Source organism: Arthrobacter sp. 9AX, from assembly GCF_902506095.1.
Taxonomy (GTDB): domain Bacteria; phylum Actinomycetota; class Actinomycetes; order Actinomycetales; family Micrococcaceae; genus Arthrobacter.
Genome location: NZ_LR733293.1, coordinates 2696638 through 2720578, shown reverse-complemented (window position 1 = coordinate 2720578; position 23941 = coordinate 2696638). Strand labels below are relative to the sequence as shown.

The window sequence follows — 23941 nt, the reverse complement described above, 5'->3', positions numbered from 1 at the left end:
CGGAACAGAGGAACACATGCAGCTTCAGGTGGCACGAATCGGAAAACCCCACGGCATCCGGGGTGAAGTAACGGTCCAGGTCCTGACCGACGCACCTGAGGACCGGTTTGTGCCGGGCACCGAATTTGTGGTCGAACCGGCCTCCGCAGGCCCGCTGATCGTCAGCAGTGCCCGCTGGAACAAGGACATCCTCCTGCTGGGCTTCGAGGAGATCGCCACCCGCAATGACGCCGAAACCCTCCGTGGCGCGAAACTCTTCATCGAGACCGAAGAGCTGGACGAAGATGACGACGAAGGCTGGTACGAGCACGAGCTGGTGGGGCTTGAGGCCCGGGTGGGATCGCAGGTAGTGGGCAAGGTCGCCGCGCTGAACACCATGCCCGTCCAGGACCTGCTGGTGGTCACTACCCCCGGCGGGGAGGAGATCCTCATTCCTTTCGTTGAGCAGATCGTGCCCGAGGTCAACATCGAGGAAGGGTTTGTGCTCCTCACCCCGCCGGACGGCCTGTTCGAGCTGAACTCGGACCAGGACGCCGGCGCCGGCCCGGAAAGCAAAGCCTAGATGCGGGTCGACGTTGTCAGCATCTTTCCCGAGTACCTGGCACCCCTGGAACTCTCCCTGATCGGAAAGGCCCGCCAGGACGGGCTGCTGGACCTGCACGTCCATGATCTCAGGGCCTTCACCACCGACAGGCACCGGACGGTCGATGACACGCCTTACGGCGGCGGTGCCGGCATGGTGATGAAGGCCGAGCCCTGGGCGCAGGCCCTGTCGTCGATCGCGGAGAAACGGCCGGAGGGCCCAGGCAAGCCCGTCCTGATCGTCCCGTCGCCGGCGGGGGAGCGGTTCACCCAGGCCCTCGCCTACGAATTGGCCGAAGAGAAGCACCTCGCCTTCGCTTGCGGACGCTACGAGGGCATTGACGAGCGGGTCATCGAATGGGCCCATGAACATTTCACCGTCCGACCCGTCAGCTTGGGGGATTATGTCCTGAACGGCGGCGAGGTGGCGGTCCTGGCCATGGTTGAGGCTATTGGAAGGCTCCTGCCGGGCGTGGTGGGCAACCCGGAGTCGCTGGTGGAGGAATCCCACTCCGACGGGCTGCTGGAGTACCCGGTCTACACCAAGCCCTCCGTCTGGCGCGAGCGGGAAGTGCCGCCGGTCCTGCTCAGCGGCAACCACGGAAAGATCGCCCAGTGGCGCAGGCACGAACAGTTCCGGCGGACAGCGGAACGCCGCCCCGACCTGCTCGAAGCGTTCGACGCCGGAAAGCTGCCCCGTGCCGACCGCACCGCCCTGCAGGACCTGGGATACGTCGTCGTCAACGGCCGCCTGCAGCCCCGCCCCGCGCGGCCGGAAGAGCAGCAGGACTGACCGGCTTCCCTTGCGCCGCCTGCCGACGCTGCCCGGGATTGGCTGTCCGCCGCGGACTGTGGCAAAATTAGTCCTTGTGTCTGCTGGGTCCGCACCTGCCACAGGGGGAGCGCAACCAACAGCTAAGGCAACCGGCCACGTCAATCAGTGAAGCGGCCGGACCACCAAACTTTCGGCAGCAATCTCCGGTCGCCCAACAGCGTCCGGGCTTGGCCGCCGTGACCCAAAGTGAATGACCTGTGGCGTTCACCAGGAGTGCACATCATGCATATTCTCGACTCCGTAGATGCAGCCTCGCTGCGCACCGACGTTCCGGCGTTCCGCGCGGGTGACACCCTCAAGGTTCACGTGAACATCATCGAAGGCAAGAACACCCGTGTCCAGGTATTCCAGGGCTTCGTCCTGGGCCGCCAGGGCGAAGGCGTCCGCGAGACCTTCACCGTCCGCAAGGTTTCCTTCGGTGTAGGCGTGGAGCGTACCTTCCCGGTACACTCCCCGATCATCGAAAAGATCGAGGTCGTTACCAAGGGTGACGTCCGGCGCGCCAAGCTTTACTACATGCGTGCACTGCGCGGTAAGGCTGCGAAGATCAAGGAAAAGCGCGACTTCAGCACCGCCAAGTAAGTCCTTTACGGACCTACCGAGGCAGGGCCGCAGCCGTAACCGGCCAGCGCCGGAGCCATGCACCAGCGCCCAGGATACGGACTAATGGACCAGACAAAACGCCAGCCCCCAAAAACGGGCTGGCGTTTTGTGTTCCTGGCCCTGGTGCTGGCGGTCGCGGTCAGCGGCCTGGTCCGCTCACTCTGGCTCGACGTCTATTACATTCCGTCCGAGTCCATGGAACCGGTCCTCCAGGGCGGGGACCGGATCCTCGTCTCACGCACGGATTTCCAGGCGGGGCCCGTCCGGCGCGGGGACATCGTGGTCTTCGACGGCCGGGGAACCTTCGCGCCGCTCAACAGCGGCAAAGGCCCGTTTGTGGATGCCGCCGTGGGAATCAGCCAGTGGCTCGGCCTCACGGGCAGCGACACCACGTACGTAAAACGCGTCATCGGTCTGCCCGGGGACACCGTGGTCTGTTGCGACTCCGGTGGCAAAATCACCGTCAACGGCGCGCCGCTGGACGAACCCTACGTGTTTCCCGGCGATGTGCCCAGTACCCAGAGGTTCAGCGCCGAAGTGCCGGCCGGGCGCTTGTGGCTCCTGGGCGACCACCGTTCCGTGTCCGCCGACTCCCGGAGCCTGCTCGGCGCCCCGGGCGGGGGAATGGTGCCAGTGGACAGGGTGATCGGCAGGCCGGTCCAGATCGTCTGGCCGCTTGATAGATTTGCTGCAGTACCTCGGCCGGCAGCGGCAGGACCCACAACAGAGAACGGACAGTAGATGCCCGAGAACCACCCGCGGACCCCCGAGCCGCGTCCGGACGGCGCCCCGGATTCCCCGGCCAACGCTGTGCCGGAGGCAGCCGCGGGTCCCGAAACGCCTGCCCCGGCCGCAGGCAGCCGGGCCGAAGCCAAAGCCGCGGAGGAAAAGGCCGGCGGCAGCCAGGTGCTCGCCTGGTTGAAGGAGATCGCCACAGTGGTGGTCATCGCCGTCGTGCTCTCGTTCCTGATCAAGACCTTCCTGTTCCGGGCGTTCTTCATCCCCTCCGAATCCATGGTCAACACGCTGGATGTTGACGACCGGATCTTCGTTAACCTCCTGGTGCCCGAACCCTTCGCACTGAGCCGTGGCGACGTTGTGGTGTTCCGCGACACCAAGGGCTGGTTGCCCCCGGCACCCGAGAAGAGTGAGGGGCCCTTCACCTGGGTGCAGGACGGCCTGACGTTCGTTGGCCTCCTGCCGGACAACTCCGAGCAGCACCTCGTCAAAAGGGTCATCGGGCTGCCGGGGGACCATGTGGTCTGCTGTGACGCCGGCGGTAAACTGACCATTAACGGGACCGCCATCGACGAAAAATACATCAACGCGGCAGAGGTCCCGCAGGTCCGCAACTTCGATGTCACTGTCCCCGAAGGCAAGGTGTGGGTGATGGGCGATAACCGGAACCACTCCGCCGACTCCCGCGCCCACATGGACGCCGACGGCGGCTTCATCGACATCGCCGACCTCGAAGGCAAAGCCGCCGTCATCGCCTGGCCGCTGAACCGGATCACAACATTGGACAACTACCCGGACGTGTTCCGGACTGTCCCGGCGGCACCCTGACCATGACCCCTGCAGTCAAAGCCGGCCCTGCAGTGGCCGGCACGGTAAAGGGGCGGACCGGTGCCGCCAAGGTGGCCCGTCCTGCGAAGGCTCCCACCCTGCGGCACGAACGGACCTTCAAGGCCCAGGGCGTGCGCCTCGTCGCCGGCGTGGACGAGGTGGGCCGAGGCGCCCTTGCCGGACCCGTCAGCGTGGGCATCGCCGTCGTGGACCTGGAGCGCCAGCGGCCACTGGCCGGCGTGCGGGACAGCAAACTCCTCAGCCCGGCTGAACGGGAACGGCTTGACCCGCTGGTCCGCCGGTGGAGCGTGGCATCTGCCGTGGGCCACGCGTCAGCAGAGGAAATTGACGCCCTGGGCATCATTGCCGCGCTGCGCCTGGCCGGGACCCGTGCATGGCAGGAGATTCTTGCCGGTGGCGTGATCCCGGACATGGTGCTCCTGGACGGCAGCCACAACTGGCTGTCCCCTGCAGAACAGTTGTCCCTGTTTGACGAGCCGGTACCCGAAGCCGTGTGCGATGCCCCGGTGCACACCAAGGTCAAAGCCGATATGCAGTGCCTCAGCGTGGCCGCAGCAAGTGTGATCGCCAAGGTGGAGCGTGACCGGAAAATGCGGGAACTGCATGCCGAATACCCGGACTTCGGATGGGACATCAACAAGGGCTACGCCACTGTGCTGCACCGGGACGTCCTTCGTGCGGCGGGGCCAACCCCTTACCACCGGGTGAGCTGGCGCCTGCTCGGCGGGGAGCTGCTGGACGGCGGAGTGGACATCGTTCCCGATGACGCGGACAGGGACGACGCCCCCTCAGTGCAGGACTAAGCCGCGGCCGCGACGGGGTCCATGGCCAACACGGCTCCGTGCCAGGTCCGCGGCGCCAGTTGCGCCGGACATGGTGCAAGATGGAAGCATGAGTGCTGAGGATCTTGAAAACTATGAAACCGACATGGAGCTGCAGCTCTATCGTGAATACCGCGACGTCGTCGGATTGTTCAGCTACGTTGTCGAGACCGAACGGCGTTTCTACCTGGCCAACCACGTGGACCTGCAGGCCCGCAGCGCTGACGGCGAAGTCTACTTCGACCTGACCCTGCAGGACGCCTGGGTGTGGGACGTCTACCGCTCGGCGCGGTTCGTCAAGAGTGTCCGGGTCCTGACCTTCAAGGACGTCAACGTGGAAGAGCTGCCCCGCAACGAGGAACTGGCCCTGCCGAAGGACGTTGACCTCGGCCAGTAGTACCTGGCGGGCTGCCGGCGACTGGTCCTCCACATTTCCGGTCGGCCGCTGATTTGTGCACATACGGGTTGGGCTCCCTTACCTCCGCAACCCCGCGGCCGCAGGCTGGTTGCGGAGGTAGAAATGAAATCGAAAGACCTGTTGGGCCGCCGCGGCGAGGACCTCGCCGCCGGCTATCTTGAGTCCCTTGGAATGCTGGTGGTGGAGCGCAACTGGCGCTGCACCGAGGGCGAAATCGACATCGTGGCCCTGGACGGCGATGCCCTGGTCATTGCCGAGGTGAAGACCCGCCGGTCCCTGGACTACGGCCACCCCTTTGAGGCCGTGGGCCCGCAGAAGCTCGCCCGCCTGCACCGGCTCGGCTCTGCCTGGTGCCGCGACCGTGAGCTGCGGATGCCGCTGCGGCGGGTGGACGTCATCGCCGTAGTAGACGACGGCGGCGGCGAACCGTTGGTGGAGCACCTCAAGGGGGTGGGGTGAATGGCCCTGGGCAGGACCTATTCCATCGCCCTGGTGGGGCTGAACGGCTACATCGTGGAGGTCGAGGCGGACATCGGCCAAACGCTTCCTGCCTTTATCCTCCTGGGGTTGCCGGACGCCTCGTTGAATGAGGCCAAGGAGCGTATCCGGTCGGCGGCGAAGAACTCCGGGATTCCGCTGAGTCGCCGGAAGATTACTGCCAACCTCATCCCGGCATCGCTGCCCAAACGGGGTTCGGGTTTCGACCTGGCCGTCACCATGGCCGTGCTCCGTGCGGCGAATGACATCAAGCAAACCGGCAAGACCGTTTTCATCGCGGAGCTGGGGCTCGACGGCAGGCTGCGCCCGGTCCGCGGTATCCTGCCGGCCGTGATGGCGTCCGTACAGGCCGGCTACCCGGACATTGTAGTGGCCCAGGCCAACCTTGCTGAGGCTGCCCTGGTTCCCGGCGCGAAAGTCAGGGGTTACCGCACCCTGGCCCGCCTTGCCCTGGACTTTGGGGCGGACCCGCAGGAGCTTGCCCTGGATTTTGAACCGGAGGATCCCCACCTTCCGGCCGATGAGCAGGAGGACGGCGGGATTTTCCCTGACATGGCTGACGTTTCCGGCCAGGGCGATGCACGCCGGGCCCTTGAGGTGGCAGCCGCGGGCGCCCACCACCTCCTCCTCATGGGTCCGCCGGGCGCAGGTAAGACCATGCTGGCCGAGCGGCTCCCCGGCCTGTTGCCGGACCTCGCCGACCACGAAGCCATGGAGGTCACCGCCATCCATTCGTTGTGCAGCCTGCCGTCTTCCTCAGCCCAGCTGCTGCGCCGGCCGCCCTTTGAAAGCCCGCACCATTCGGCCACCGCCGCCGCCATCATCGGAGGCGGCTCGGGCCTGCCGAGGCCGGGGGCGGCCTCCCGCGCGCACCGCGGCGTGCTGTTCCTCGACGAGGCACCCGAGTATGAGCGCCGCGTCCTTGACGCCCTGCGCCAGCCGCTGGAGAGCGGCGAACTGGTGATTCACCGGTCCGCGGGCACCGCCGCCTACCCTGCCCGGTTCCAGCTGGTCCTGGCAGCCAACCCCTGCCCCTGCGGCAAGGCGTCCGGGAAGGGGCTGGACTGCACCTGCACACCGATGATGCGGCGGCGGTACCTGGCCAGGATGTCGGGCCCGCTGCTGGACCGGGTGGACATCCAGCTCCAGGTGGAGCGGGTTTCCCTCGCGGAGTTCGGCCAGGGTGGCGCCGAGGAGGACACGGCCTCCGTTGCCGCACGGGTGTGCGACGCACGCAGCCGGCAGCGTGAACGGCTGGAGCCCTTCGGACTGGAAACGAATGCACAGGTACCCGGGCGGGTATTGCGCGGAGAGCTGCGGCTTCCACCGGCATCCACCCGCATCCTCGACCATTCCCTGGAACGCGGGGTCCTCACCGCCCGCGGCTATGACCGGGTACCTCGGCTGGCCTGGACCATGGCGGATCTCGGGCACCGGGAACGGCCGGACACCAACGATATCGGCCAGGCGCTGGGGTTGCGGCAGGCCGCGGCGGTGGCGGCATGAGGGAGCCAAAGGTCGACGCAGAAAGACTGTCCCGCGCCGCACTCGCCCGGCTGATGGAGCCCCAGGACGCCGCCGGCCTCGCATTGGTGCAAATCTGCGGCGCCGTGGATGCGCTACGGATCGCCACCGGGCAGGTTGCTGCCGGACCTGACCTGGAACGCGGGATCACCTCGCTCCTCATGGACAGCGGCTCCGCCAGCACGTGGTCCGGAATGGCCTCCTCCCTCAAGCGCTGGCAGCCCCGGATTCCGGACCTGGCCCCGGAGCGGGACCTAGCCACGATGGCGAGGCTCGGCGGCAGGCTCATCATCCCCTGCGACGACCTGTGGCCGGCCCAGCTCGCCGACCTGGGGATCCAGGAACCCATCTGCCTCTGGTGGCGGGGACAGGAACAACCTCTTCCCGGCGCGGACAAGTGCATCGCCCTCGTCGGGTCGCGGGACAGCACCAGCTACGGCGCATCGGTAACGGGAGACATCGCCTATTCGTTGGCGCAACGGGGCCTGACCATTGTGTCCGGCGGCGCGTACGGCATCGATGCACACGCGCATCGCGCTGCGCTTGCCGGGGCTTCGGCCGCGATGCCCACCATCGCGGTCATGGCCGGAGGTGTGGACCGGTTCTACCCTTCCGGAAACGAAGACCTGCTGCGCGCCGTCTGCAACCAGGGTGCCGTCATCGCGGAAGTTCCTCCGGGGTCTGCACCTACCCGTTACCGGTTCCTGCAACGGAACAGGCTCATCGCCGCCATGTCCGGGGTGACGGTCGTCGTGGAGGCGAGGTGGCGGTCCGGGGCATTAAACACCGCCCACCACGCAGAGACGCTCGGCAGGGCAGTGGGCGCCGTTCCCGGATCGGTCCACAGCGCCAACTCTGCAGGCTGCCACCGGCTCCTTCGGGACGGCGGTGCTGTCTGTGTCACCGACGCAGCAGAAGTCGCCGAGCTGGCCGGGCCAAGCGGGGCGGGCCTTCCCGAGCTCCGCCAGGGCGCATCCCAAGTCCAGGACGGGCTCACCCTGGAGGACCTGATCCTCCTGGATGCGCTGCCCCTGAGGTCCACCACGTCCGTGGAGAAGCTGTGTACCGTGGCAGGCCTCGGGCCGGAATCAGTGCGGGCAGGACTGGGCCGGCTGGGGCTCCTTGGGCTGGCGGTCTCGGAACGGGGCGGCTGGAAACGCGGCAAAGACCACGCCTGACGGGACCGTGTCAGGCGGGGGATCGGAGGCAACGCCTGAGACAGTAGGAGGGTGGAGAAGCAGGAATTGCCCCGGGAACTCAGCCAGGCGCTGACCGCCTTCTCGATATACCTTTCGGGGGAACGGGCCTTGTCGCCGCATACGCTGCGCGCTTATGAGGGAGACCTGCGCAGCCTGCTGTCCCACGCCGCATCCGAAGGCGCAACCCGCCTGGCAGACCTGGAACTCGGGACCCTTCGGCGCTGGCTGGGTGTGCAGAGCCAAGCGGGCGTCGCACGCTCCACCCTGGCACGCCGGGCCGCCACGGCCCGCGCCTTCACGGGGTGGGCCCTCAGGGAAGATCACATCGCCGCGGACCCTGCTTTGCGGCTCAAGGCACCAAAGAGCGATCAGTCCCTGCCCGGCGTCCTGCAGTCCCAGCAGCTCACCCGGCTCCTGGCCGGGCTGGAGGCAGATGCCGCGGACGGCGGGCCCCTGCCCGTGCGCAACCGGGCCATCGTGGAACTACTCTACGCCACGGGTGTCCGCGTCGGCGAGCTCACCGGGCTCGATATCGACGACCTCGACCCGGACCGGCGCACTCTGCGGGTCCTTGGAAAAGGCAACAAGGAACGCACCGTCCCTTATGGCGTCCCCGCTGCGCTTGCGCTGGACGACTGGCTCCGGCGGGGCAGGCCCAAGTTCGCCAAAGACAACAGCGGTCCGGCCCTGTTCCTGGGCCCGCGCGGCGGCCGGGTGGACCAGCGCCAGGTCCGGTCCCTGGTCAACACACTGTTCGAAGCGCTGGGGGACACTTCGGCCTCGGGCCCGCACGCTCTCCGGCACTCGGCAGCAACCCACCTGCTGGACGGCGGCGCCGACCTGCGGGCCGTCCAGGAGATCCTGGGGCACAGCAGCCTGGCCACCACGCAGATCTACACCCACGTCTCCGTGGACCGGCTGCGGAAAAGCTACCAGCAGGCACACCCCAGGGCGTGACCGGACCAAGAGGACCACACAGGAATCGCACTGGCGTAATTACGCGGCGTACGGCACAATAAGAGTCACGTCCGGCAACTTTCAAGTCCCGCTTGAAGCTCCATGGCTTCCCGCGGACCAGCAAGTACCGGACACCGCTTAATCTGAACTGAATATTGAGGCAGGGAAACAGGCCCGCAGTGCACGGCACAGCAGTTCCATCCAGGCAGAGGTCGTTGGGGAAGACGTACCTAGAGCTATGGAGGATGGAATGTCTGTTGCAATGACCCGCGGTGTGCTGTTTGTTCACTCAGCCCCGACTGCTTTGTGCCCGCACGTTGAGTGGGCCATCGGCTCCGTCGTTGACAAACGGACGGATCTTGAGTGGACCCCTCAGCCGGCCGCGCCCGGAATGTTCCGGGCGGAGCTGTCCTGGACCGGTGCCCCCGGGACAGGATCGAAGCTTGCCTCGTCGCTGCGTGGGTGGGCCCACCTCCGCTACGAGGTCACCGAGGAACCAAGCCAGGGCGTGGACGGCGGGCGCTGGTCCCACACCCCCGAGCTTGGCATCTTTCACGCCGTCACGGACGTCCATGGCAACATCATGGTGTCCGAGGACAGGATCCGCTACGCCTATGAATCCGGTGCGGGCGATCCTGCGGCTGTTTACCACGAACTCTCCCTGGCACTCGGCGAGGCCTGGGATGAGGAACTCGAGCCCTTCCGGCACGCTGCCGAAGGCGCTCCCGTCCGCTGGCTGCACCAAGTGGGGTAACTGCCGCACAACGCAAGGCCAGTTGCCGCCGTTGCTGTAAAGCCACAGCAAGCCACACCAAGAAGTCTCCATAGCAAAACAGGAGGCCCCGCCTGCGGGCGGGGCCTCCTGTTTGGTGTCCGACGGTAGTCTCCGGCGAATTGCTACACGCTGCGGACGGCCACCACTGCGTTGTGGCCGCCGAAGCCGAAGGAGTTGCTCAGCGCCACGATGCTGCCGGCGGGCAAGTCCCTGGGGGAGGTGACCACGTCGAGCGGGATCTCCGGGTCCTGGTTCTCAAGGTTGATCGTCAGCGGCGCCTTGCGATCGTAAACGGCCAGCACGGTGAGCACCGCCTCAACAGCACCGGAGGCACCCAACAGGTGACCCATCTGCGACTTCGTGGCAGAGACCGCCACGTTGTCCACGTGGCTGCCCAGGGCGGCGCGCAGCGCGGTATATTCGGGCTTGTCTCCCACCGGGGTGGAGGTGGCGTGTGCGTTCACGTGCACCACGTCCTCGGCCTGGACCCGGCCATCGAACATCGCTGCCTTGAGCGCCCGGGTGGCGCCCAGGCCTTCGGGGTCCGGGGCGGTGATGTGGTAGGCGTCGGCCGTGACGGAAGTGCCGGCGAGTTCACCGTAAATGCGGGCACCACGGGCGAGGGCGTGCTCTTCGGCTTCGAGGACCAGGGCGCCTGCGCCCTCGCCCATCACAAAGCCGTCGCGTGCGGTGTCATAAGGGCGCGAGGCGCCCTGGGGATCGTCATTTCGGCGGGACAATGCCTGCATGGAGGCGAATGCGGCAAGCGGCATCGGGTGGATGGCGGCTTCGGCGCCGCCACACATCACCACGTCCGCCTTGCCGGAGCGGATCAGTTCCAGGCCCAGGTGCAGGGCTTCGGTGCCGGATGCGCAGGCGGATACGGGGGTGTGGGCACCGGCGCGGGCGCCGAGGTCCAGGCTGACGGCGGCGGCAACACCGTTGGGCATCAGCATGGGTACAGTCATGGGCAGGACGCGGCGGGGGCCCTTTTCCTTCAGCGTGTCCCAGGCGTCCAGCAGGGTCCACACTCCGCCGATCCCGGTGGCGAAGGCCACTGCCAGGCGGTCCTTGTCGAATTCTGTGATGCCGGAGTCGGCCCAGGCTTCGCGGGCGGCAATGACGCCGAACTGGGTGGAAGGGTCCATCCGCTTGGCCTCAACACGGCTGAGCACTTCCAGGGCAGGAGTGCTGCAGCGGGCTGCGAAGTGGACAGGAAGTTCGTACTTGGCTACCCAGTCGTCCTCCAGGGTGCGGGCACCGGAGACCCCCTTGAGCGCGTTGTTCCACATCGTGGGTACATCGCCGCCGATGGGTGTGGTGGCACCCAGACCGGTAATGACTACTTTGCGTGTCATGGGATCACTCTTTCGTCGGTGGGAATCCGTCTGCCGGAGGGTCCCGCGTTTTGATAGTCGGCCCACCTGCGCGCGCAGGGTGCCGGAAAAAGCGGCGGGCTGCCGGTCCGGTCATCCGGGACCGGCAGCCCGCCAGGCCGTAGTTACGGCGAAAGCCTGTGGCTAGGCCTGGGCTCCAGCGATGAAGCTGACGGCGTCGCCGACGGTCTTGAGGTTCTTGACCTCTTCGTCGGGGATGCGCACGCCGAACTTCTCTTCAGCGTTGACCACGATGGTCATCATGGAGATGGAGTCGATGTCCAGGTCCTCGGTGAAGGACTTGTCCAGCTCCACAGCCTCGGGGGCCAGGCCGGTTTCTTCGTTGACGATTTCAGCCAGGCCGGCCAGGATCTCTTCGTTGCTAGCCATGTGATGGCTCCTTTTCTTGTATTGCCGGCAGAGGATGCCGGAAATGGTTCAGGACGCGGTTGCGGCCTGTTGGGGGCGCTTCTAGGGAAGGACAACTACCTGGGCGCCGAAGACCAGCCCGGCGCCGAACCCGATCTGCAGGGCCAACCCGCCGCTCAGCTCCGGATTTTCCGCCAGCAGGCGGTGGGTAGCCAGCGGGATGGACGCCGCAGAGGTGTTTCCTGCGTCGGCGATATCCCGTGCCACTGTAACTGTCTCGGGCAGCTTCAGTTTCTTCACCATCTCGTCGATGATGCGCATGTTGGCCTGGTGGGGGATAAACGCCACCAGGTCCTCGGCCTCCACACCGGCCGCGTCCAGGGCCTGCTGGGCCACTTTCGCCATCTCCCAGACAGCCCACCGGAACACCGTCTGGCCGTCCTGGCGAAGCGTGGGGTAGAGCTCCTGTGCTTCTTCGAGCAGGGCAAGGTCACCGGTGGAGTCGGACTGCCGGGCAGCCATGCCGAGGTCGCGTACATCCAGCATGGACCGTGTCATGCCGATGGCGTCCCACTTGCTTCCGTCCGAGCCCCACACTGAGGGCGCGATTCCGGGGGTATCGGAAGGGCCGATGACGACGGCGCCGGCACCGTCCCCGAGCAGGAAGGAAATAGTGCGTTCACGGTTGTCGATGACGTCCGAGAGCTTCTCGGCACCCACCACCAGAACGTACTTGGCGGTTCCCGAGCGGACCAGCGCGTCACCCTGGGCGATGCCGTAGCAGTATCCGGCGCAGGCGGCGGAGATATCAAAGGCAGGTGCCGGGGTGGCGCCGAGGCGGTCCGCGAGGCTTGCAGCGGCCGACGGCGTCGCGTAGGGATGGGTGACAGTGGAGACGATGACGGCACCCAGGTCGGAGGCTTCAATCCCAGCCTTCTCCATCGCCTCGCGGGCCGCGCCCTCAGCCATGTCGATGACGCTGACATCGGCGGGTGCACGGTGGCGGGTGACGATGCCGGTGCGCTGCCGGATCCATTCATCCGAGGAGTCGATCCACTGGCAGACGTCCTCGTTGGTGACGATCACGTCAGGACGGTACGCCCCCAGACCAAGGATCCGGGTGTGCTCCTGAAGGGGAGCCTGCTTCAGCGTGGGGACGCTCATGCGTTGCCCTCCAGTTCTGCGAAAAGCGCCAGGGCGGCGGAAAGGTCATCGGGGGTCTTGACCGCTACGGTCTTGACGCCCGGCATGCCCCGCTTGGCCAGGCCGGCAAGGGTGCCTGCGGGAGCCAGTTCTATGACGCCGGTGACGCCCCGCTGGAGGAGGGACTCCATGCAGAGGTCCCAGCGGACCGGGCGGGACACCTGGGCAATCAGGGTTTCGACGGCGGCACCGCCGTCGGTGACCTCCCCGCCGTCGTAATTCGACAGCAGGGGAACCTTCGGGGCCTGCGGCTTCAGCTGCGGCTCCAGCGCCTTGAGTGTGGCGACGGCCGGAGACATGTGGCTCGTGTGGAAGGCGCCGGCCACTTTCAGCGGAATAACGCGTGCCTTGGCCGGCGGGTTGTCAGCGAGGGCCTTGAGCTGTTCGAACGTCCCGGCGGCGACCGTCTGGCCCGCACCGTTGACGTTTGCGGGGGTGGCGCCCGCTGCTTCGATGGCGGTCAGGACCTCCGCGGGGTCCCCGCCCACCACGGCGCTCATGCCGGTGGGAGTGACTGCCGCGGCGGCGGCCATGCTGTTGGCACGCTCGCGGACAAAGGTCATGGCTTCCTGCTCGGTGAGGACACCGGCCAGTGCCGACGCCGTGATTTCACCGACGGAGTGTCCGGCCAGGATCACCGGCAGGGAGTTCAGCTCGACGTCGAAGAGGGACGCGGCGGCCACCAGGCCGGCGGCAACGATCAGGGGCTGCGCCACCGCAGTGTCCTTGATGGTTTCTTCGTCCGAAGTGGTTCCATGGGCGATCAGGTCAATGCCTGCGATGTCGCTCAACGCGGCCAGCTGGCCTGCCACCGGGGGCAGTTCCAGCCAAGGGGCCAGAAAACCCGGGGTTTGCGAGCCCTGTCCAGGGCAGACTATTGCAAGCACTTAACCAGCTTTCCAAATTACTGTGTGATCGAGCGGTGTTTGTCCGCACCAAGCTCACGGGGTCAGGTTGTAGGAAGTCTACAACGCCTTAGGGCTGGTTCCGCGACGGAAGGCGCTCCGCGGCCGCTTTGGGCGGGGCTGAAAGACGGCCCACCACGAGGGCCGCCTGGAGGACAAAGGCCTCCCGCGGCAGGAGTGGATCCCAGCCAGTGACGTCGCAGACACGCTTCAGCCGGTACCTGACGGTGTTGGCATGGACAAAAAGTTCCCGGGCGGTGGCTTCGAGGGAATGGCCCAGTTCCAGGTAGGTTCCGAGCGTTTCCACCAACCCGTTGGACGCTGCCAGAAGTGGTCGGTAGATGTTTTTGACGAGGGAGCGCCGGGCGGCATCGTCACCGGAGATCACGCGCTCGGGAAGAAGGTCGTCGGCCGCAACCGGCCGCGGGGCGGACGGCCACGCACGGGCGGCGGTCAGGCCGGCGAATGCGGACTGGGCCGAGCCGCTGGCCTCCAGCAGGGAGCCGGCTTCGGGCCCGTACACCACAGGGCCCGGGGCGAACATGTCGCTGAGCTTCACGTAGGCGGTTTCCCGGTCTGAAACGCCGCCCAGGATCAGGATCAGCCGGTCGCCCTGGATCCCCACCAGCGCATCCTCGGCGTAGCGGCCCGCCATCCGCCGCAATTCGCTGACGTAACTGGCGCTCGGTTCCGAGGGGGAGTTGCCCACCATCACCGTGAAGCGTTCCTGCGCTTTCCAGCCCAGGGCGGCAATCCGGGAGCGCAGGGCATCGGTGTTTTCGCCGCGCAGGATCGCATCCACGATCAGCGCTTCCAGCCGGGTGTCCCAGGAACCGCGGGACTCAGCCGCCCGGGCGTAGACATCCGCTGCGGCGAAGGCCACTTCACGAGAGTAGCGGAGCACGGCCTCACGCAGGGATGGCTGGTCAGCCTCGGGTGCGATCACCGGCACCTGGTCTTCCACCACTTCCACCACGATCCGGATCAGCTGCAGCGCTTTCTGCAGGCTGATGGACCGAGTCAGCTCGGTGGGTGCGGTGCCGAAGACGTCCGTGAGGATCCATGAGGGCGAACTGGGGCGCTCGTACCAGGTGACAAAGGCTGCGATGCCGTTCTGCGCCACCATTCCGAGGGCGGAGCGTTCGTCCGAGCTGAGCCGGCTGTACCAGGGCAGCGATTTTTCCAGCTCCCGCATGGTGGTGGTGGAAAGCTGGCCCACGTTGGCGCGCAGTTTTTTCAGGGTTTCGGACTTTTCCGGAGTGACCCTGGGCAGTGTCTGTTTGCGTTTCGCGGACGGTGTGGCTGGTGCTGGCATTCTTTGAGCATACGGCCACTGCCCGGCAAGCTCCATTTGTGCGAAGGCTACAATCCGGTTGGTTGTGCGTCACAGCCGGTTCCCTGCAGAACAGGCGACGGCGGCCCCCGCCTTTCGGTGGGAGCCGCCGTCGTTCTCTGCTTGCCGAAGAGTTTTTATCCAGTTCCGGGGCCCGGAAGCCGGCGTTTTGGACAGAAACTCCAGGGAGGTGTCTAGGCCTCGCCGCCGGCGTTGCCGGTGGAACCGGCGTTCACGTTGTGCAGCCGGTACTTGTCGATCGCCTTGTTCGGTGCCTGGGCGTCAACTTCGCCGCGGCGGGCCAGCATCTCCAACGAACGGACCACGATGGAGTGGGTGTCGTTCTTGAAGAACCGGCGGGCTGCGGCGCGGGTGTCGGAGAAGCCGAAGCCGTCGGCGCCGAGGGTGGCGAACTCGTTGGGCACGAACTGGCGGATCTGGTCCGGGACGGCCTTCATGTAGTCGCTCACGGCCACGACGGGGCCGGTGGCGCCTTCGAGCTGCTTGGCGACGAAGGGGACGCGGGCGGGCTGGCCGGGGTTGAGGAATGCTTCCTCTTCGGCTGCCATACCGTCGCGGCGCAGTTCGTTCCAGGTGGGTGGCGTAGGCGGTTCCGGCGGCGGTGAACGCTGCCACGGCGCCGGCTTCGTTGATGCCGGGGTGGATCAGCTGGCCGGCGGGGGATTCCTTGTAGGCCAGGACGAGGTCCCGGTCCACGGACAAGTAGTTCTGGCCCTTGGGGTTGTAGATCTTCGCCGTGGGGAAGAACGCGTCCATGCCAAACGTGCGCGCCTCATCCGGGATGATCGGGGCGATGTGCTTGCCGAACTCCTTGTCCCGCATCAGGTCCTTGAGCAGCCGGACAAAGGCCATGGTGGTGGCGGCCTGCTGCTTGCCCGAACCGCGCTTGGCCACCTCGTAGGACTTCGCGTCCGGCAAGGTGATCGCGGCGTGCTTGCTGCGGCGCTCCGGTACCGAACCGCCCAGGGCTGCCCGGCGCTCCATCATGTACTGGATTTCCGGGGCATCAGTACCCGGGTGGTAGTACGGCGGCTGGTACAGATCCTTTTCCAGCTGCTCGTCAGTGACCGGAATCCGCAGGTGGTCGCGGAACTTCTTCAGGTCGTCCAGGGTGAGTTTTTTCATCTGGTGGGTGGCGTTGCGGCCTTCGAAGTGGGGTCCGAGTCCGTAGCCCTTGACGGTTTTGGCGAGGATGACGGTGGGTTTGCCCTTGAATTCGGTGGCGGCCTTGTACGCGGCGTAGACCTTGCGGTAGTCGTGGCCGCCGCGCTTGAGGTTCCAGATCTGGTCGTCGGTGAGGTCCGCGACGAGGTCTTTGGTGCGGGGGTCCTTGCCGAAGAAGTGTTCGCGGACGAACCCGCCGGATTCGGCCTTGTAGGTCTGGTAGTCACCGTCGGGGGTTTCGTTCATGATCTTCACGAGCGAGCCGTCGGTGTCCTTGGCCAGCAGGTCATCCCATTCCCGGCCCCAGACGACCTTGATGACGTTCCAGCCCGCGCCGCGGAAGAACGCTTCGAGTTCCTGCATGATCTTGCCGTTGCCGCGCACCGGCCCGTCCAGGCGTTGGAGGTTGCAGTTGATGACGAAGTTCAGGTTGTCCAGGTTCTCGTTCGCGGCGAGCTGGAGCAGGCCGCGGGATTCGGGCTCGTCCATTTCGCCGTCGCCCAGGAACGCCCAGACCTGCTGGTCGGAGGTGTCTTTCAGGCCCCGGTTGTGCAGGTACCGGTTGGACTGGGCCTGGTAGATCGCGTTCATCGGGCCGATGCCCATGGACACGGTGGGGAATTCCCAGAACTTGGGCATCAGCCTTGGGTGCGGGTAGGAGGACAGGGCGTGGCCCTCCTTGGACTTTTCCTGCCGGAACCCGTCCAGGTCCTCCTCGGACAGGCGGCCTTCCATGAACGCGCGGGCGTACATGCCGGGGGAGGCGTGGCCCTGGAAGAAGACCTGGTCCCCGCCGCCGGGGTGGTCCTTGCCGCGGAAGAAGTGGTTGAACCCGACCTCGTACAGGGTCGCAGCCCCGGCATAGGTGGAGATATGCCCGCCCACGCCGATGTTCGGCCGCTGCGCACGGTGGACCATCACCGCGGCGTTCCACCGCATGTAGGCCCGGTACCGGCGCTCGTATTCCTCGTTGCCCGGGAACGGTGCTTCCTGGTCCACCGGGATGGTGTTCACATAATCGGTGGTGGTCACCATCGGCACCCCGACGCTCTGCGCACCGGCACGCTGCAGCAGGCTCCGCATGATGTATTGGGCACGCTCGGTGCCCTGTTCCCTGATCAACGAATCCAGGGACTCAACCCACTCGGCGGTCTCTTCCGGATCACGATCAGGCAGCTGGTTAGTCAACCCGCTGAGGATATGGGAGGTATCTTCTCCTGCAGCCACGTCCAACCTCTCTTTGCGCGCATTGAGGCGCACTCAGGCCGGGCAGGGTGACCGCCCGGCGTACATACGCCGTGTGCGACGTATCGGTTACAACAGCCCGGTCATGTGTGCCGGGCAGGGTCCTAGCATTCCTACGTCTGCAATGGAGTTACAGGGTTGTTGCCCCTGCAGGCATAGTTGTCACCTGCCACTCTAACTCTCACGTCAGCGCGATGCGTAGCCGCGGGTTGGGCGGCCGGGTTGTATTTCGCCGTCATACTGGTTGTGTGACGAAAAGCCGCTGCGACGCGGTTGCCGGTCCCGGTGTGACGCAGAATATGCCCGTCACCGGGGGCGGCAGCTTGAAGCGCAGGCACAAAGGGTGTTGGCTTGGGAGTAATGGAAATCACTATGCGCACCGCATAATGAGGCATTGGAGGAACACGTGAGCGAGGCCGACGCCGCCACTTCGGTAAATGTGGCGGAAAAATTGGGTTTCAAGAACGGGGATCTGATTCAGGAGTTCGGTTACGACGACGATGTCGATTTCGACTTGCGTGACGATATTGAGGAGCTCACAGGCTCCGAGTTGCTGGACGAAGACGACCATGAAGTGGCGGATGCCGTCATCTTATGGTGGCGCGACGGCGACGGGGACCTCGTGGACAGCCTGATGGATTCGTTGACCACCCTGGGTGAAAACGGCGTGGTCTGGGTGCTTACCCCGAAGTCCGGCCGGGACGGCTACGTGTCGCCGGCGGATATCCAGGAAGCTGCGCCCACCGCGGGCCTCCACGTGACAACTTCCGCGGGAGTCTCGAAGGACTGGAGCGCTGCCCGCCTGGTGAGCAGGAAAAACAAGTGACCGCAGCGCTTGGCGCTGCCTCTTCAACGGTGCCCGGGTTGGGCGTGCCGGCACCGGACTTCGAGCTCGCCAACCAATACGGCGAGCCGGTCCGGCTGTCATCCTTCCGCGGCGGGAACGTGGTCCTCGTCTTTTATCCGTTTGCTTTCTCCGGCATCTGCACGGGGGAGTTGTGCGAGATACGGGACAACCTGTCCTTGTTCGAGAACGCGGACGCCACGGTCCTGGCCGTGTCCGTTGACAGCAAGTTCAGCCTCCGCGCCTACGCCGGGCAGGAGCAGTACGGCTTTGATCTGTTGGCGGACTTCTGGCCGCATGGCGAGGTAGCCCGTGCTTACGGAGTCTTTGATGAAGACAGCGGCATGGCCAGGCGCGGCACCTTTATCATCGATGCGGCCGGAATGGTCAGGTACTCCGTGGTGAACCCGCGCGGCCAGGCCCGGGACCTGCAGGAATATCGTGTCGCGCTGGCGGGCCTGGGGCAGGCCTGAGCATCCCATGACGCAGCGGGCGGGGGTGGGGCTGACAGGTTTTGCCAGCATGCCTCCCGTGGCTGCAGCGAATCCCTCCAGCGAGGAGCTCGAGGTCCTCCTCCGGATCCGGGATGTGCTGGCAGGCAGGCGGTTTGCCCTGCTCACCGGCGCGGGACTGAGCACGGATTCAGGAATCCCTGACTACCGCGGGCCCGGCTCGCCGCCCCGGGCGCCCATGACCTACCAGGAGTTCGTCAAGGAGGCCGCCAACCGTCAACGCTACTGGGCGCGGAACCATATCGGCTGGTCACACCTGCGGCACGCCGATCCTAACCAGGGCCACTTTGCGGTCGCAGAGCTTGAGCGCCGCGGCTACCTCACGGGCTTGATCACCCAGAACGTCGACCGGCTCCACGAAGACGCCGGGAGCATCAATGTGGTGGACCTGCACGGCAGGTATGACCAAGTGGTGTGCCTGGCGTGCAGCCGCACGTACTCCAGGCGCCTCCTGGCAGGAGTGTTGGAGGAGCTCAACCCCGGTTTCCTGTCCCGTGCGGAGGAATCCGGCCTGGTGGAGATGGCCCCTGATGCAGATGCCACCGTGGAGGACCAGGCGCTGATCAGCAGTTTTGTTGTTGCCGTCTGTCCCGCCTGCGGCGGAACGCTCAAACCCGACTTCGTCTTCTTTGGTGAAAACGTACCCAAGGACAGGGTTGAGCGGTCGTACCGGATGGTTGACGAGGCGGCAGCCCTGGTAGCCGCGGGATCATCGCTGATGGTGATGAGTGGACTGCGCTTTGTCCGCCACGCGGCCAAGGATGGAAAGCCTGTTGTCATCATCAACCGCGGGATCACCCGCGGCGACGACAAGGCAGCCATCAAGCTGGAAGCAGGCGTCAGCGAAGCCCTGACGTGGCTTGCCGCAGGGCTTCCGCCGCTCTAAGGGTGTGCCCGGCCCGCCGATTCGCGTTTGGCGGCATGGGTCAGGTAGAGTCTATGTTCGTTGGTTGCGGCGTTGAAGCGCCGGTGCAACGCTTTGGGTCTTTAGCTCAGCTGGTAGAGCGCCACGTTTACACCGTGGATGTCATCGGTTCGATCCCGGTAGGACCCACAAGGAAACCCTGTTGTTACCGCCCCAGTGCGGAAGCAACAGGGTTTTTTCGTACCGGAAGGCCGCCCGCGAATGTCAGTGCCTGCCCGTAGCTTGCAGGTATGGAACATGTGATGGTGCGGACGGGAATTAACGGAAGGCCGACGACGGTCGTCAGCAAGGGCAGGGAATGGGCCGTGGGTGCCGAACCGGTCCGCTGGTTCGAGCGCGTCAACTGGTGGGAAGTTAACCGGAGGATGCCGAAGGGCCGCAGCCGCGTGGATGTGGAGGTCCTCCAGCTCCAGGTCAGGCTGGGGAGCAACAGCGGCTCAGCCCTCACCACCTTGCTGTTGGAACGGGACGGGCTCGGCGGCGGATGGCGTGTGCGGCAGGCCGTGGCAGACGCGGCCTGAGATGAGGCCCCGGCGACTGCCACGCTGGGCGGCGTGTGTGGCCGGGCATTGGAAAACCCTCCACCGCGACTATTGGGGGATGCCGCGGTGGAGGGCCTGACATGAATATACCGTGAACTGCCGGAAACATGAAGTTGCCCAAAAGTGTGCAGGGCGGCGTGGCAGGCAGTCGGCGAATGGCATCAGCGTCGGCCGGGCGCCAGCCATTATGATGGTTAGTGTTCAGCTGGATGAACAGCACAACAGCGCAGCGCCAACCTAAGGAGAATCATGGCCGATTCCCGCAACTCCCGATCCTCAGACGGCCTGGGAAGCGCCTCGCCGGCGCCAGCCGTCACCCGTGCAGCCGCTGTGCTGGACGCCCTCGCTGCCTCGGCGACCGGAAGACTGACCCTCAGCGACCTCGCCCGCGAACTCGGTATCCCCAAGTCCTCAACATCCAACCTGCTCCTCGCGCTGGAGGAAGCCCGCCTGATCAGCAGGCAGGGGGCCGAGTTTACCCTTGGCCGCAAACTGGTGGAGCTTGGTGCCGCATACCTGAGCAGGCTGGACGAGGTGCAGGAGTTCTACCGGTACTGCGAACAGGCTCCCACGCTGTCCAGGGAAACAGTCCGGATTGCTATGCTGGACGGAACGAACGTCATCTACCTTGCCCGCTACGAAGGCCATCCCGCTGTCCGGCTGACCTCCAACATCGGCGACAAGATGCCGGTGTCGCTGTGCGCGGTGGGCAAGGCGTTGATCGCCCGGCTGAACGTGCACGACATCGATGACATGTTCCCCGATGATGCGCAGCTGCCCGTTATGACGCCCAAGTCCCTGCGGACCGGCGAAGAACTCAAAGCCCAGCTGCGCACCATCCGCGAGCAGGGCTACGCCTTTGAAGACGAGGAGTCCACCACGGGAGTGGTGTGCCTTGCGGTGTCCGTGCCCACGAGGGGAGCCCACGGTCCCAGCCTGGGACTTTCTGTTACCGCCCTCAAGGCGACCTATACCGATGAGCAAGGGTCCCAGATGGTCAAGGAACTGCGGGAACTGGCCCGTTCCCTCGGAAATCCCATGGGCTAGGCCGAGGCCGAAAACCAGCTACAACAGGTCACCACTCCAAGGCATTTGCAAGCTGTTCAACTTGCTGTACTCTGTTCAGCATAGTGATCCGCACAATACGTGCCGTCACTGACCCACCAGGCCAACGGGGGCCTGGAGTGTGATGAGGGAGTTCTTGTGACATCTCGTACTACAGCACCGCAGGCCGCGGACGGCGCCGTCGTCGAACCGGATCAGCTGCGAAGGGCAACTCTTGCCAGTTCCGTGGGCTCCGCACTGGAGTATTACGACTTCTACATCTATGGCCTGGCCTCGGCGCTGATCTTCGGGCCGCTGTTCTTTGCTCCGCTCGGCGAGAGCGGAGCGGTCATTGCCTCCTTTGCCACCTACGGCGTCGGATTCGCAGCCCGCCCGTTCGGCGGGGTGGTGTTCGGTTACATCGGGGACAGGTTCGGCCGCAAAATGGTCCTGATCCTCACCATCGGCCTGATGGGCATGGCCAGCTTCGCCATCGGCCTGCTGCCCACCTTTGAACAGGCGGGCATGCTGGGCGCAGTCCTCCTGGTGGCGCTGCGCATCGTCCAGGGCCTGGGTGCCGGCGCTGAGCAGGCCGGCGCCACCACGCTGATCTCGGAAGTCGCCCCGCGCCGCCGTCGTGGTTTCTTCGCTTCGCTTCCGTTTGTCGGCATCCAGCTGGGCACGCTCCTTGGCGCCGGCACCTTTGCCCTGATGGCGCTGGCTGACAAGGCCGTCCTGCAGGGCTGGTTGTGGCGGGTGCCGTTCCTGGCCAGCTTCATCCTGATTGTGATTGCCGTCTTCATCCGGCTCCGCCTCAAGGAAACTCCGGTTTTCCAGGAGCTTGAGAAGCACAAGGCCGTGGTGAAGAACCCCGTGGGCCAGATCTGGAAGCACTCCAAGAAGAGTGTCCTGGTGGGGATCGGCCTGCGGATGGGCGAGAACGGCAACTCCTCCATTTACTCCGCGCTCCTGGTGTCATTCATCAGCATGCCTGCCGGTGTGTTCGCCGGTGACAAGTTCATCGGCCCCACCGGCCTGCTGATCGCTGCCGGGTTCGCTGCGGTAATGGTGGTGACCTTCGGCGCCCTCTCCGACCGTTTTGGCCGTGTCCCCGTATACAGGTACGGCGCACTGTTCCAGGCGGTCATCGCCCTCCCGGCCTTCTACCTCGTGACGCTGGGCAACGTCACCCTGGTGTGGGTGGTCATGGTGGTGGGCATTTCCCTGGGGGTGCAGTCGATGCTTGGCCCGCAGTGCGCCCTGCTGCCGGAACTGTTCGGCTCCCAGCACCGCTTCACCGGCGTGGCCTTGAGCCGGGAACTGTCCGCAGTACTCGCCGGAGGCTTTGCCCCCATGATCGGCGTCGCCCTCCTGGCCGCGACCAACCACTCGTGGCTGGTTCCGGCTATCTATTCACTGGTCCTGGCGTCGATCTCCTTCGTGGCCACGTTCTTCACCCCTGAAACCGTGGGCCGTGACCTGCTCCTGGTGGAGGACGCCAGCTAGGTCCGGAGACAACAAAAGGGCGGCTCCCCTGCTGGGGAGCCGCCCTTTGCCGTGCCGGGTTGCAGGATCAGTAGAAGTGCACGGTGTCCACAAGGTGGGGGAGCTCGCCGCCGTCAAGGAAAATCCGAAGGTTGCCGCAGAAGCGACCGGTGATCAGGCGGTTTTCGGCTGCGCTGAGTGCGGAGGTGTGGGGCGAGACCAGTACGTTCGGGTGGCTCCACAGCGGGCTGTCCTGGGGGAGCGGTTCCACCGCGAAGACGTCCAGGCAGGCGTAGGAGACCTGGCCGTTGTCCAGGGCCTCAAGCAGCGCTTCCTCATCCACCACCGTTCCCCGTCCGACATTGACGAACACGGTGCCGGGCTTCATGGCAGCGAACACGTCGCGGTTAAAGAGCTTCTCCGTGTACGGCGTGCCGGGCAGTGTGTTGACCACGGCGTCGGCGCCGGCGAGGAGGGCGGGAAGGCCGTCATTGGTGGATACCTCGTCGATCCCCGCCAGTGGTTCAACCGTCCTTTTGGTGCCGATGACCTTCATCCCCAGCGCGCGGGCGAGGCGGGCGGTTTCCAGTCCAATTTCGCCCAGGCCGGTAACAACAAGCGTCGAGCCGCTCATCAGCCGCGTGGGGATCCGGAGCTCAGGCCAGACCTTGGCTTCCTGGTCCCGGGCCAGCTCCGCGGTCCGTTTGAAGCCGTTAAGGATGCCCATCGTGGCGAACTCGGCCAACGGCAGTGCGTGTACTCCAGCCGAAGTTGTCACTTTGAACTTCTGCAGGGTTTCCTGGTCAAGCCCGGATGCCTTGACCGCTCCGCCGGCTCCCGCTGCCATGGCGTGAACCCACTGCAGGTGCGGGTTGCCGCGTGCCACGCGGGCAAGGCCGGCAGGGCTCTCGTTGGGCAGGCCGTAAAGGACCTGGGCTTGGTTGACCATGGCCCAGTAGCGCTCCTCCTGCTCGGGCGTCCGCCGGAACGCGGGATCACCGGCGTGGTCTGCGGGAAAGCGCTCCGGCGGCAGCAGTTCGGGGTCGTAAAGCACAGTGACGGAAGGGTCGACGGCGCGGATGCGGTCCACCAGCTCAGCCTCGAGCGGGACGGCAATGGCCACAGTGATAGGAGGAGTCATAGTGTTCATCATACTGAATAGCGGCTAGGATAT

The 23941-nt window shown here is 65.6% G+C and carries 24 protein-coding genes, 1 tRNA gene and 1 pseudogene; 19 read left to right on the top strand and 7 right to left on the bottom strand.

The genetic code is table 11. The annotated features are described in order from the left end of the window. Positions 1–16: 16 nt before the first annotated feature. The 12 genes from rimM to BACI348_RS12500 all read left to right on the top strand — a co-directional run bounded on the left by rimM (position 17) and on the right by BACI348_RS12500 (position 9778). Complete coding sequence (gene rimM, locus BACI348_RS12555; protein WP_159826271.1) at positions 17–562, top strand: ribosome maturation factor RimM; 546 nt, start codon at positions 17–19, stop codon at positions 560–562. Beyond that, positions 563–1375: a tRNA (guanosine(37)-N1)-methyltransferase TrmD gene (gene trmD, locus BACI348_RS12550; RefSeq protein ID WP_159826270.1), complete on the top strand. Its 813-nt coding sequence runs from the start codon at positions 563–565 to the stop codon at positions 1373–1375. Between the two features lie 264 nt (positions 1376–1639). Then, the gene (gene rplS, locus BACI348_RS12545) at positions 1640–1999 is read left to right on the top strand and encodes a 50S ribosomal protein L19 (RefSeq protein WP_050054723.1); all 360 of its coding nucleotides are present in this window, start codon (positions 1640–1642) and stop codon (positions 1997–1999) included. 84 nt (positions 2000–2083) lie between these two features. Further along, positions 2084–2761 carry a signal peptidase I gene (lepB, locus tag BACI348_RS12540; RefSeq protein WP_159826268.1) on the top strand — a complete coding sequence of 226 codons (678 nt, stop codon included), beginning with the start codon at positions 2084–2086 and terminating at the stop codon, positions 2759–2761. Further along, positions 2762–3586 (top strand): signal peptidase I, encoded by an 825-nt coding sequence (lepB, locus tag BACI348_RS12535; protein ID WP_159826266.1) that lies wholly within the window; start codon positions 2762–2764, stop codon positions 3584–3586. A 2-nt stretch (positions 3587–3588) separates the two neighbouring features. Beyond that, positions 3589–4410, top strand: coding sequence for a ribonuclease HII (gene rnhB, locus BACI348_RS12530; RefSeq protein WP_159826264.1), 822 nt, complete (start codon positions 3589–3591; stop codon positions 4408–4410). Between the two features lie 88 nt (positions 4411–4498). After that, a complete protein-coding gene (locus BACI348_RS12525; protein ID WP_013601392.1) occupies positions 4499–4825 on the top strand; it encodes a DUF2469 domain-containing protein in 327 nt (108 codons plus the stop codon). A 123-nt stretch (positions 4826–4948) separates the two neighbouring features. Beyond that, a complete protein-coding gene (locus BACI348_RS12520; protein WP_159826262.1) occupies positions 4949–5305 on the top strand; it encodes a YraN family protein in 357 nt (118 codons plus the stop codon). Further along, the gene (locus BACI348_RS12515; protein ID WP_159826260.1) at positions 5306–6850 is read left to right on the top strand and encodes a YifB family Mg chelatase-like AAA ATPase; all 1545 of its coding nucleotides are present in this window, start codon (positions 5306–5308) and stop codon (positions 6848–6850) included. It begins immediately after the preceding gene. Continuing rightward, on the top strand, positions 6847–8046 hold the full coding sequence (gene dprA, locus BACI348_RS12510; protein ID WP_159826258.1) for a DNA-processing protein DprA: 1200 nt from the start codon (positions 6847–6849) through the stop codon (positions 8044–8046). Before BACI348_RS12515 ends, dprA begins: the two co-directional genes overlap by 4 nt. A 51-nt stretch (positions 8047–8097) precedes the next feature. Then, entirely contained in the window at positions 8098–9024 is a 927-nt protein-coding gene (locus BACI348_RS12505; RefSeq protein ID WP_159826256.1) for a tyrosine recombinase XerC, read from the top strand. A gap of 250 nt (positions 9025–9274) precedes the next feature. Then, complete coding sequence (locus BACI348_RS12500; protein ID WP_041652118.1) at positions 9275–9778, top strand: DUF3145 domain-containing protein; 504 nt, start codon at positions 9275–9277, stop codon at positions 9776–9778. 143 nt (positions 9779–9921) lie between these two features. Here BACI348_RS12500 and BACI348_RS12495 read toward each other — a convergent pair whose 3' ends face one another. The 6 genes and pseudogenes from BACI348_RS12495 to aceE all read right to left on the bottom strand — a co-directional run bounded on the left by BACI348_RS12495 (position 9922) and on the right by aceE (position 17397). After that, positions 9922–11157 carry a beta-ketoacyl-[acyl-carrier-protein] synthase family protein gene (locus BACI348_RS12495; protein ID WP_159826254.1) on the bottom strand — a complete coding sequence of 412 codons (1236 nt, stop codon included), beginning with the start codon at positions 11155–11157 and terminating at the stop codon, positions 9922–9924. A gap of 162 nt (positions 11158–11319) precedes the next feature. Then, positions 11320–11565, bottom strand: a complete 246-nt coding sequence (locus BACI348_RS12490; RefSeq protein ID WP_009359314.1) for an acyl carrier protein — start codon at positions 11563–11565, stop codon at positions 11320–11322. 81 nt (positions 11566–11646) lie between these two features. Further along, positions 11647–12708, bottom strand: a complete 1062-nt coding sequence (locus BACI348_RS12485; RefSeq protein WP_159826252.1) for a beta-ketoacyl-ACP synthase III — start codon at positions 12706–12708, stop codon at positions 11647–11649. After that, the gene (locus tag BACI348_RS12480; protein ID WP_159826250.1) at positions 12705–13634 is read right to left on the bottom strand and encodes an ACP S-malonyltransferase; all 930 of its coding nucleotides are present in this window, start codon (positions 13632–13634) and stop codon (positions 12705–12707) included. Before BACI348_RS12480 ends, BACI348_RS12485 begins: the two co-directional genes overlap by 4 nt. 88 nt (positions 13635–13722) lie before the next feature. Further along, positions 13723–14967 (bottom strand): PucR family transcriptional regulator, encoded by a 1245-nt coding sequence (locus BACI348_RS12475; RefSeq protein ID WP_159826248.1) that lies wholly within the window; start codon positions 14965–14967, stop codon positions 13723–13725. Positions 14968–15179: 212 nt separating this feature from the next. Further along, positions 15180–17397 (bottom strand): annotated as a pseudogene (gene aceE, locus BACI348_RS12470) (pyruvate dehydrogenase (acetyl-transferring), homodimeric type). A 424-nt stretch (positions 17398–17821) separates the two neighbouring features. On the opposite strand from aceE, the gene BACI348_RS12465 reads away from it, so the two are divergent. The 7 genes from BACI348_RS12465 to BACI348_RS12435 all read left to right on the top strand — a co-directional run bounded on the left by BACI348_RS12465 (position 17822) and on the right by BACI348_RS12435 (position 22788). Next, on the top strand, positions 17822–18241 hold the full coding sequence (locus tag BACI348_RS12465) for a DUF3052 domain-containing protein (protein ID WP_159826246.1): 420 nt from the start codon (positions 17822–17824) through the stop codon (positions 18239–18241). Further along, on the top strand, positions 18238–18732 hold the full coding sequence (locus tag BACI348_RS12460) for a peroxiredoxin (protein WP_159826244.1): 495 nt from the start codon (positions 18238–18240) through the stop codon (positions 18730–18732). The genes BACI348_RS12465 and BACI348_RS12460 overlap by 4 nt, the downstream gene beginning before the upstream one ends. Positions 18733–18739: 7 nt before the next feature. Continuing rightward, a complete protein-coding gene (locus BACI348_RS12455) occupies positions 18740–19657 on the top strand; it encodes an NAD-dependent protein deacetylase (RefSeq protein ID WP_159826242.1) in 918 nt (305 codons plus the stop codon). Positions 19658–19752: 95 nt separating this feature from the next. Continuing rightward, positions 19753–19825 (top strand) — tRNA-Val (locus BACI348_RS12450). Positions 19826–19926: 101 nt separating this feature from the next. Continuing rightward, positions 19927–20217, top strand: a complete 291-nt coding sequence (locus tag BACI348_RS12445; RefSeq protein WP_201298419.1) for a hypothetical protein — start codon at positions 19927–19929, stop codon at positions 20215–20217. Between the two features lie 270 nt (positions 20218–20487). Continuing rightward, entirely contained in the window at positions 20488–21285 is a 798-nt protein-coding gene (locus BACI348_RS12440; RefSeq protein ID WP_159826240.1) for an IclR family transcriptional regulator, read from the top strand. 156 nt (positions 21286–21441) lie between these two features. Continuing rightward, positions 21442–22788, top strand: coding sequence for an MFS transporter (locus BACI348_RS12435; RefSeq protein ID WP_159826238.1), 1347 nt, complete (start codon positions 21442–21444; stop codon positions 22786–22788). A gap of 67 nt (positions 22789–22855) precedes the next feature. Here BACI348_RS12435 and BACI348_RS12430 read toward each other — a convergent pair whose 3' ends face one another. Then, positions 22856–23920, bottom strand: coding sequence for a D-2-hydroxyacid dehydrogenase (locus BACI348_RS12430; protein ID WP_159826236.1), 1065 nt, complete (start codon positions 23918–23920; stop codon positions 22856–22858). Positions 23921–23941 lie beyond the last annotated feature (21 nt).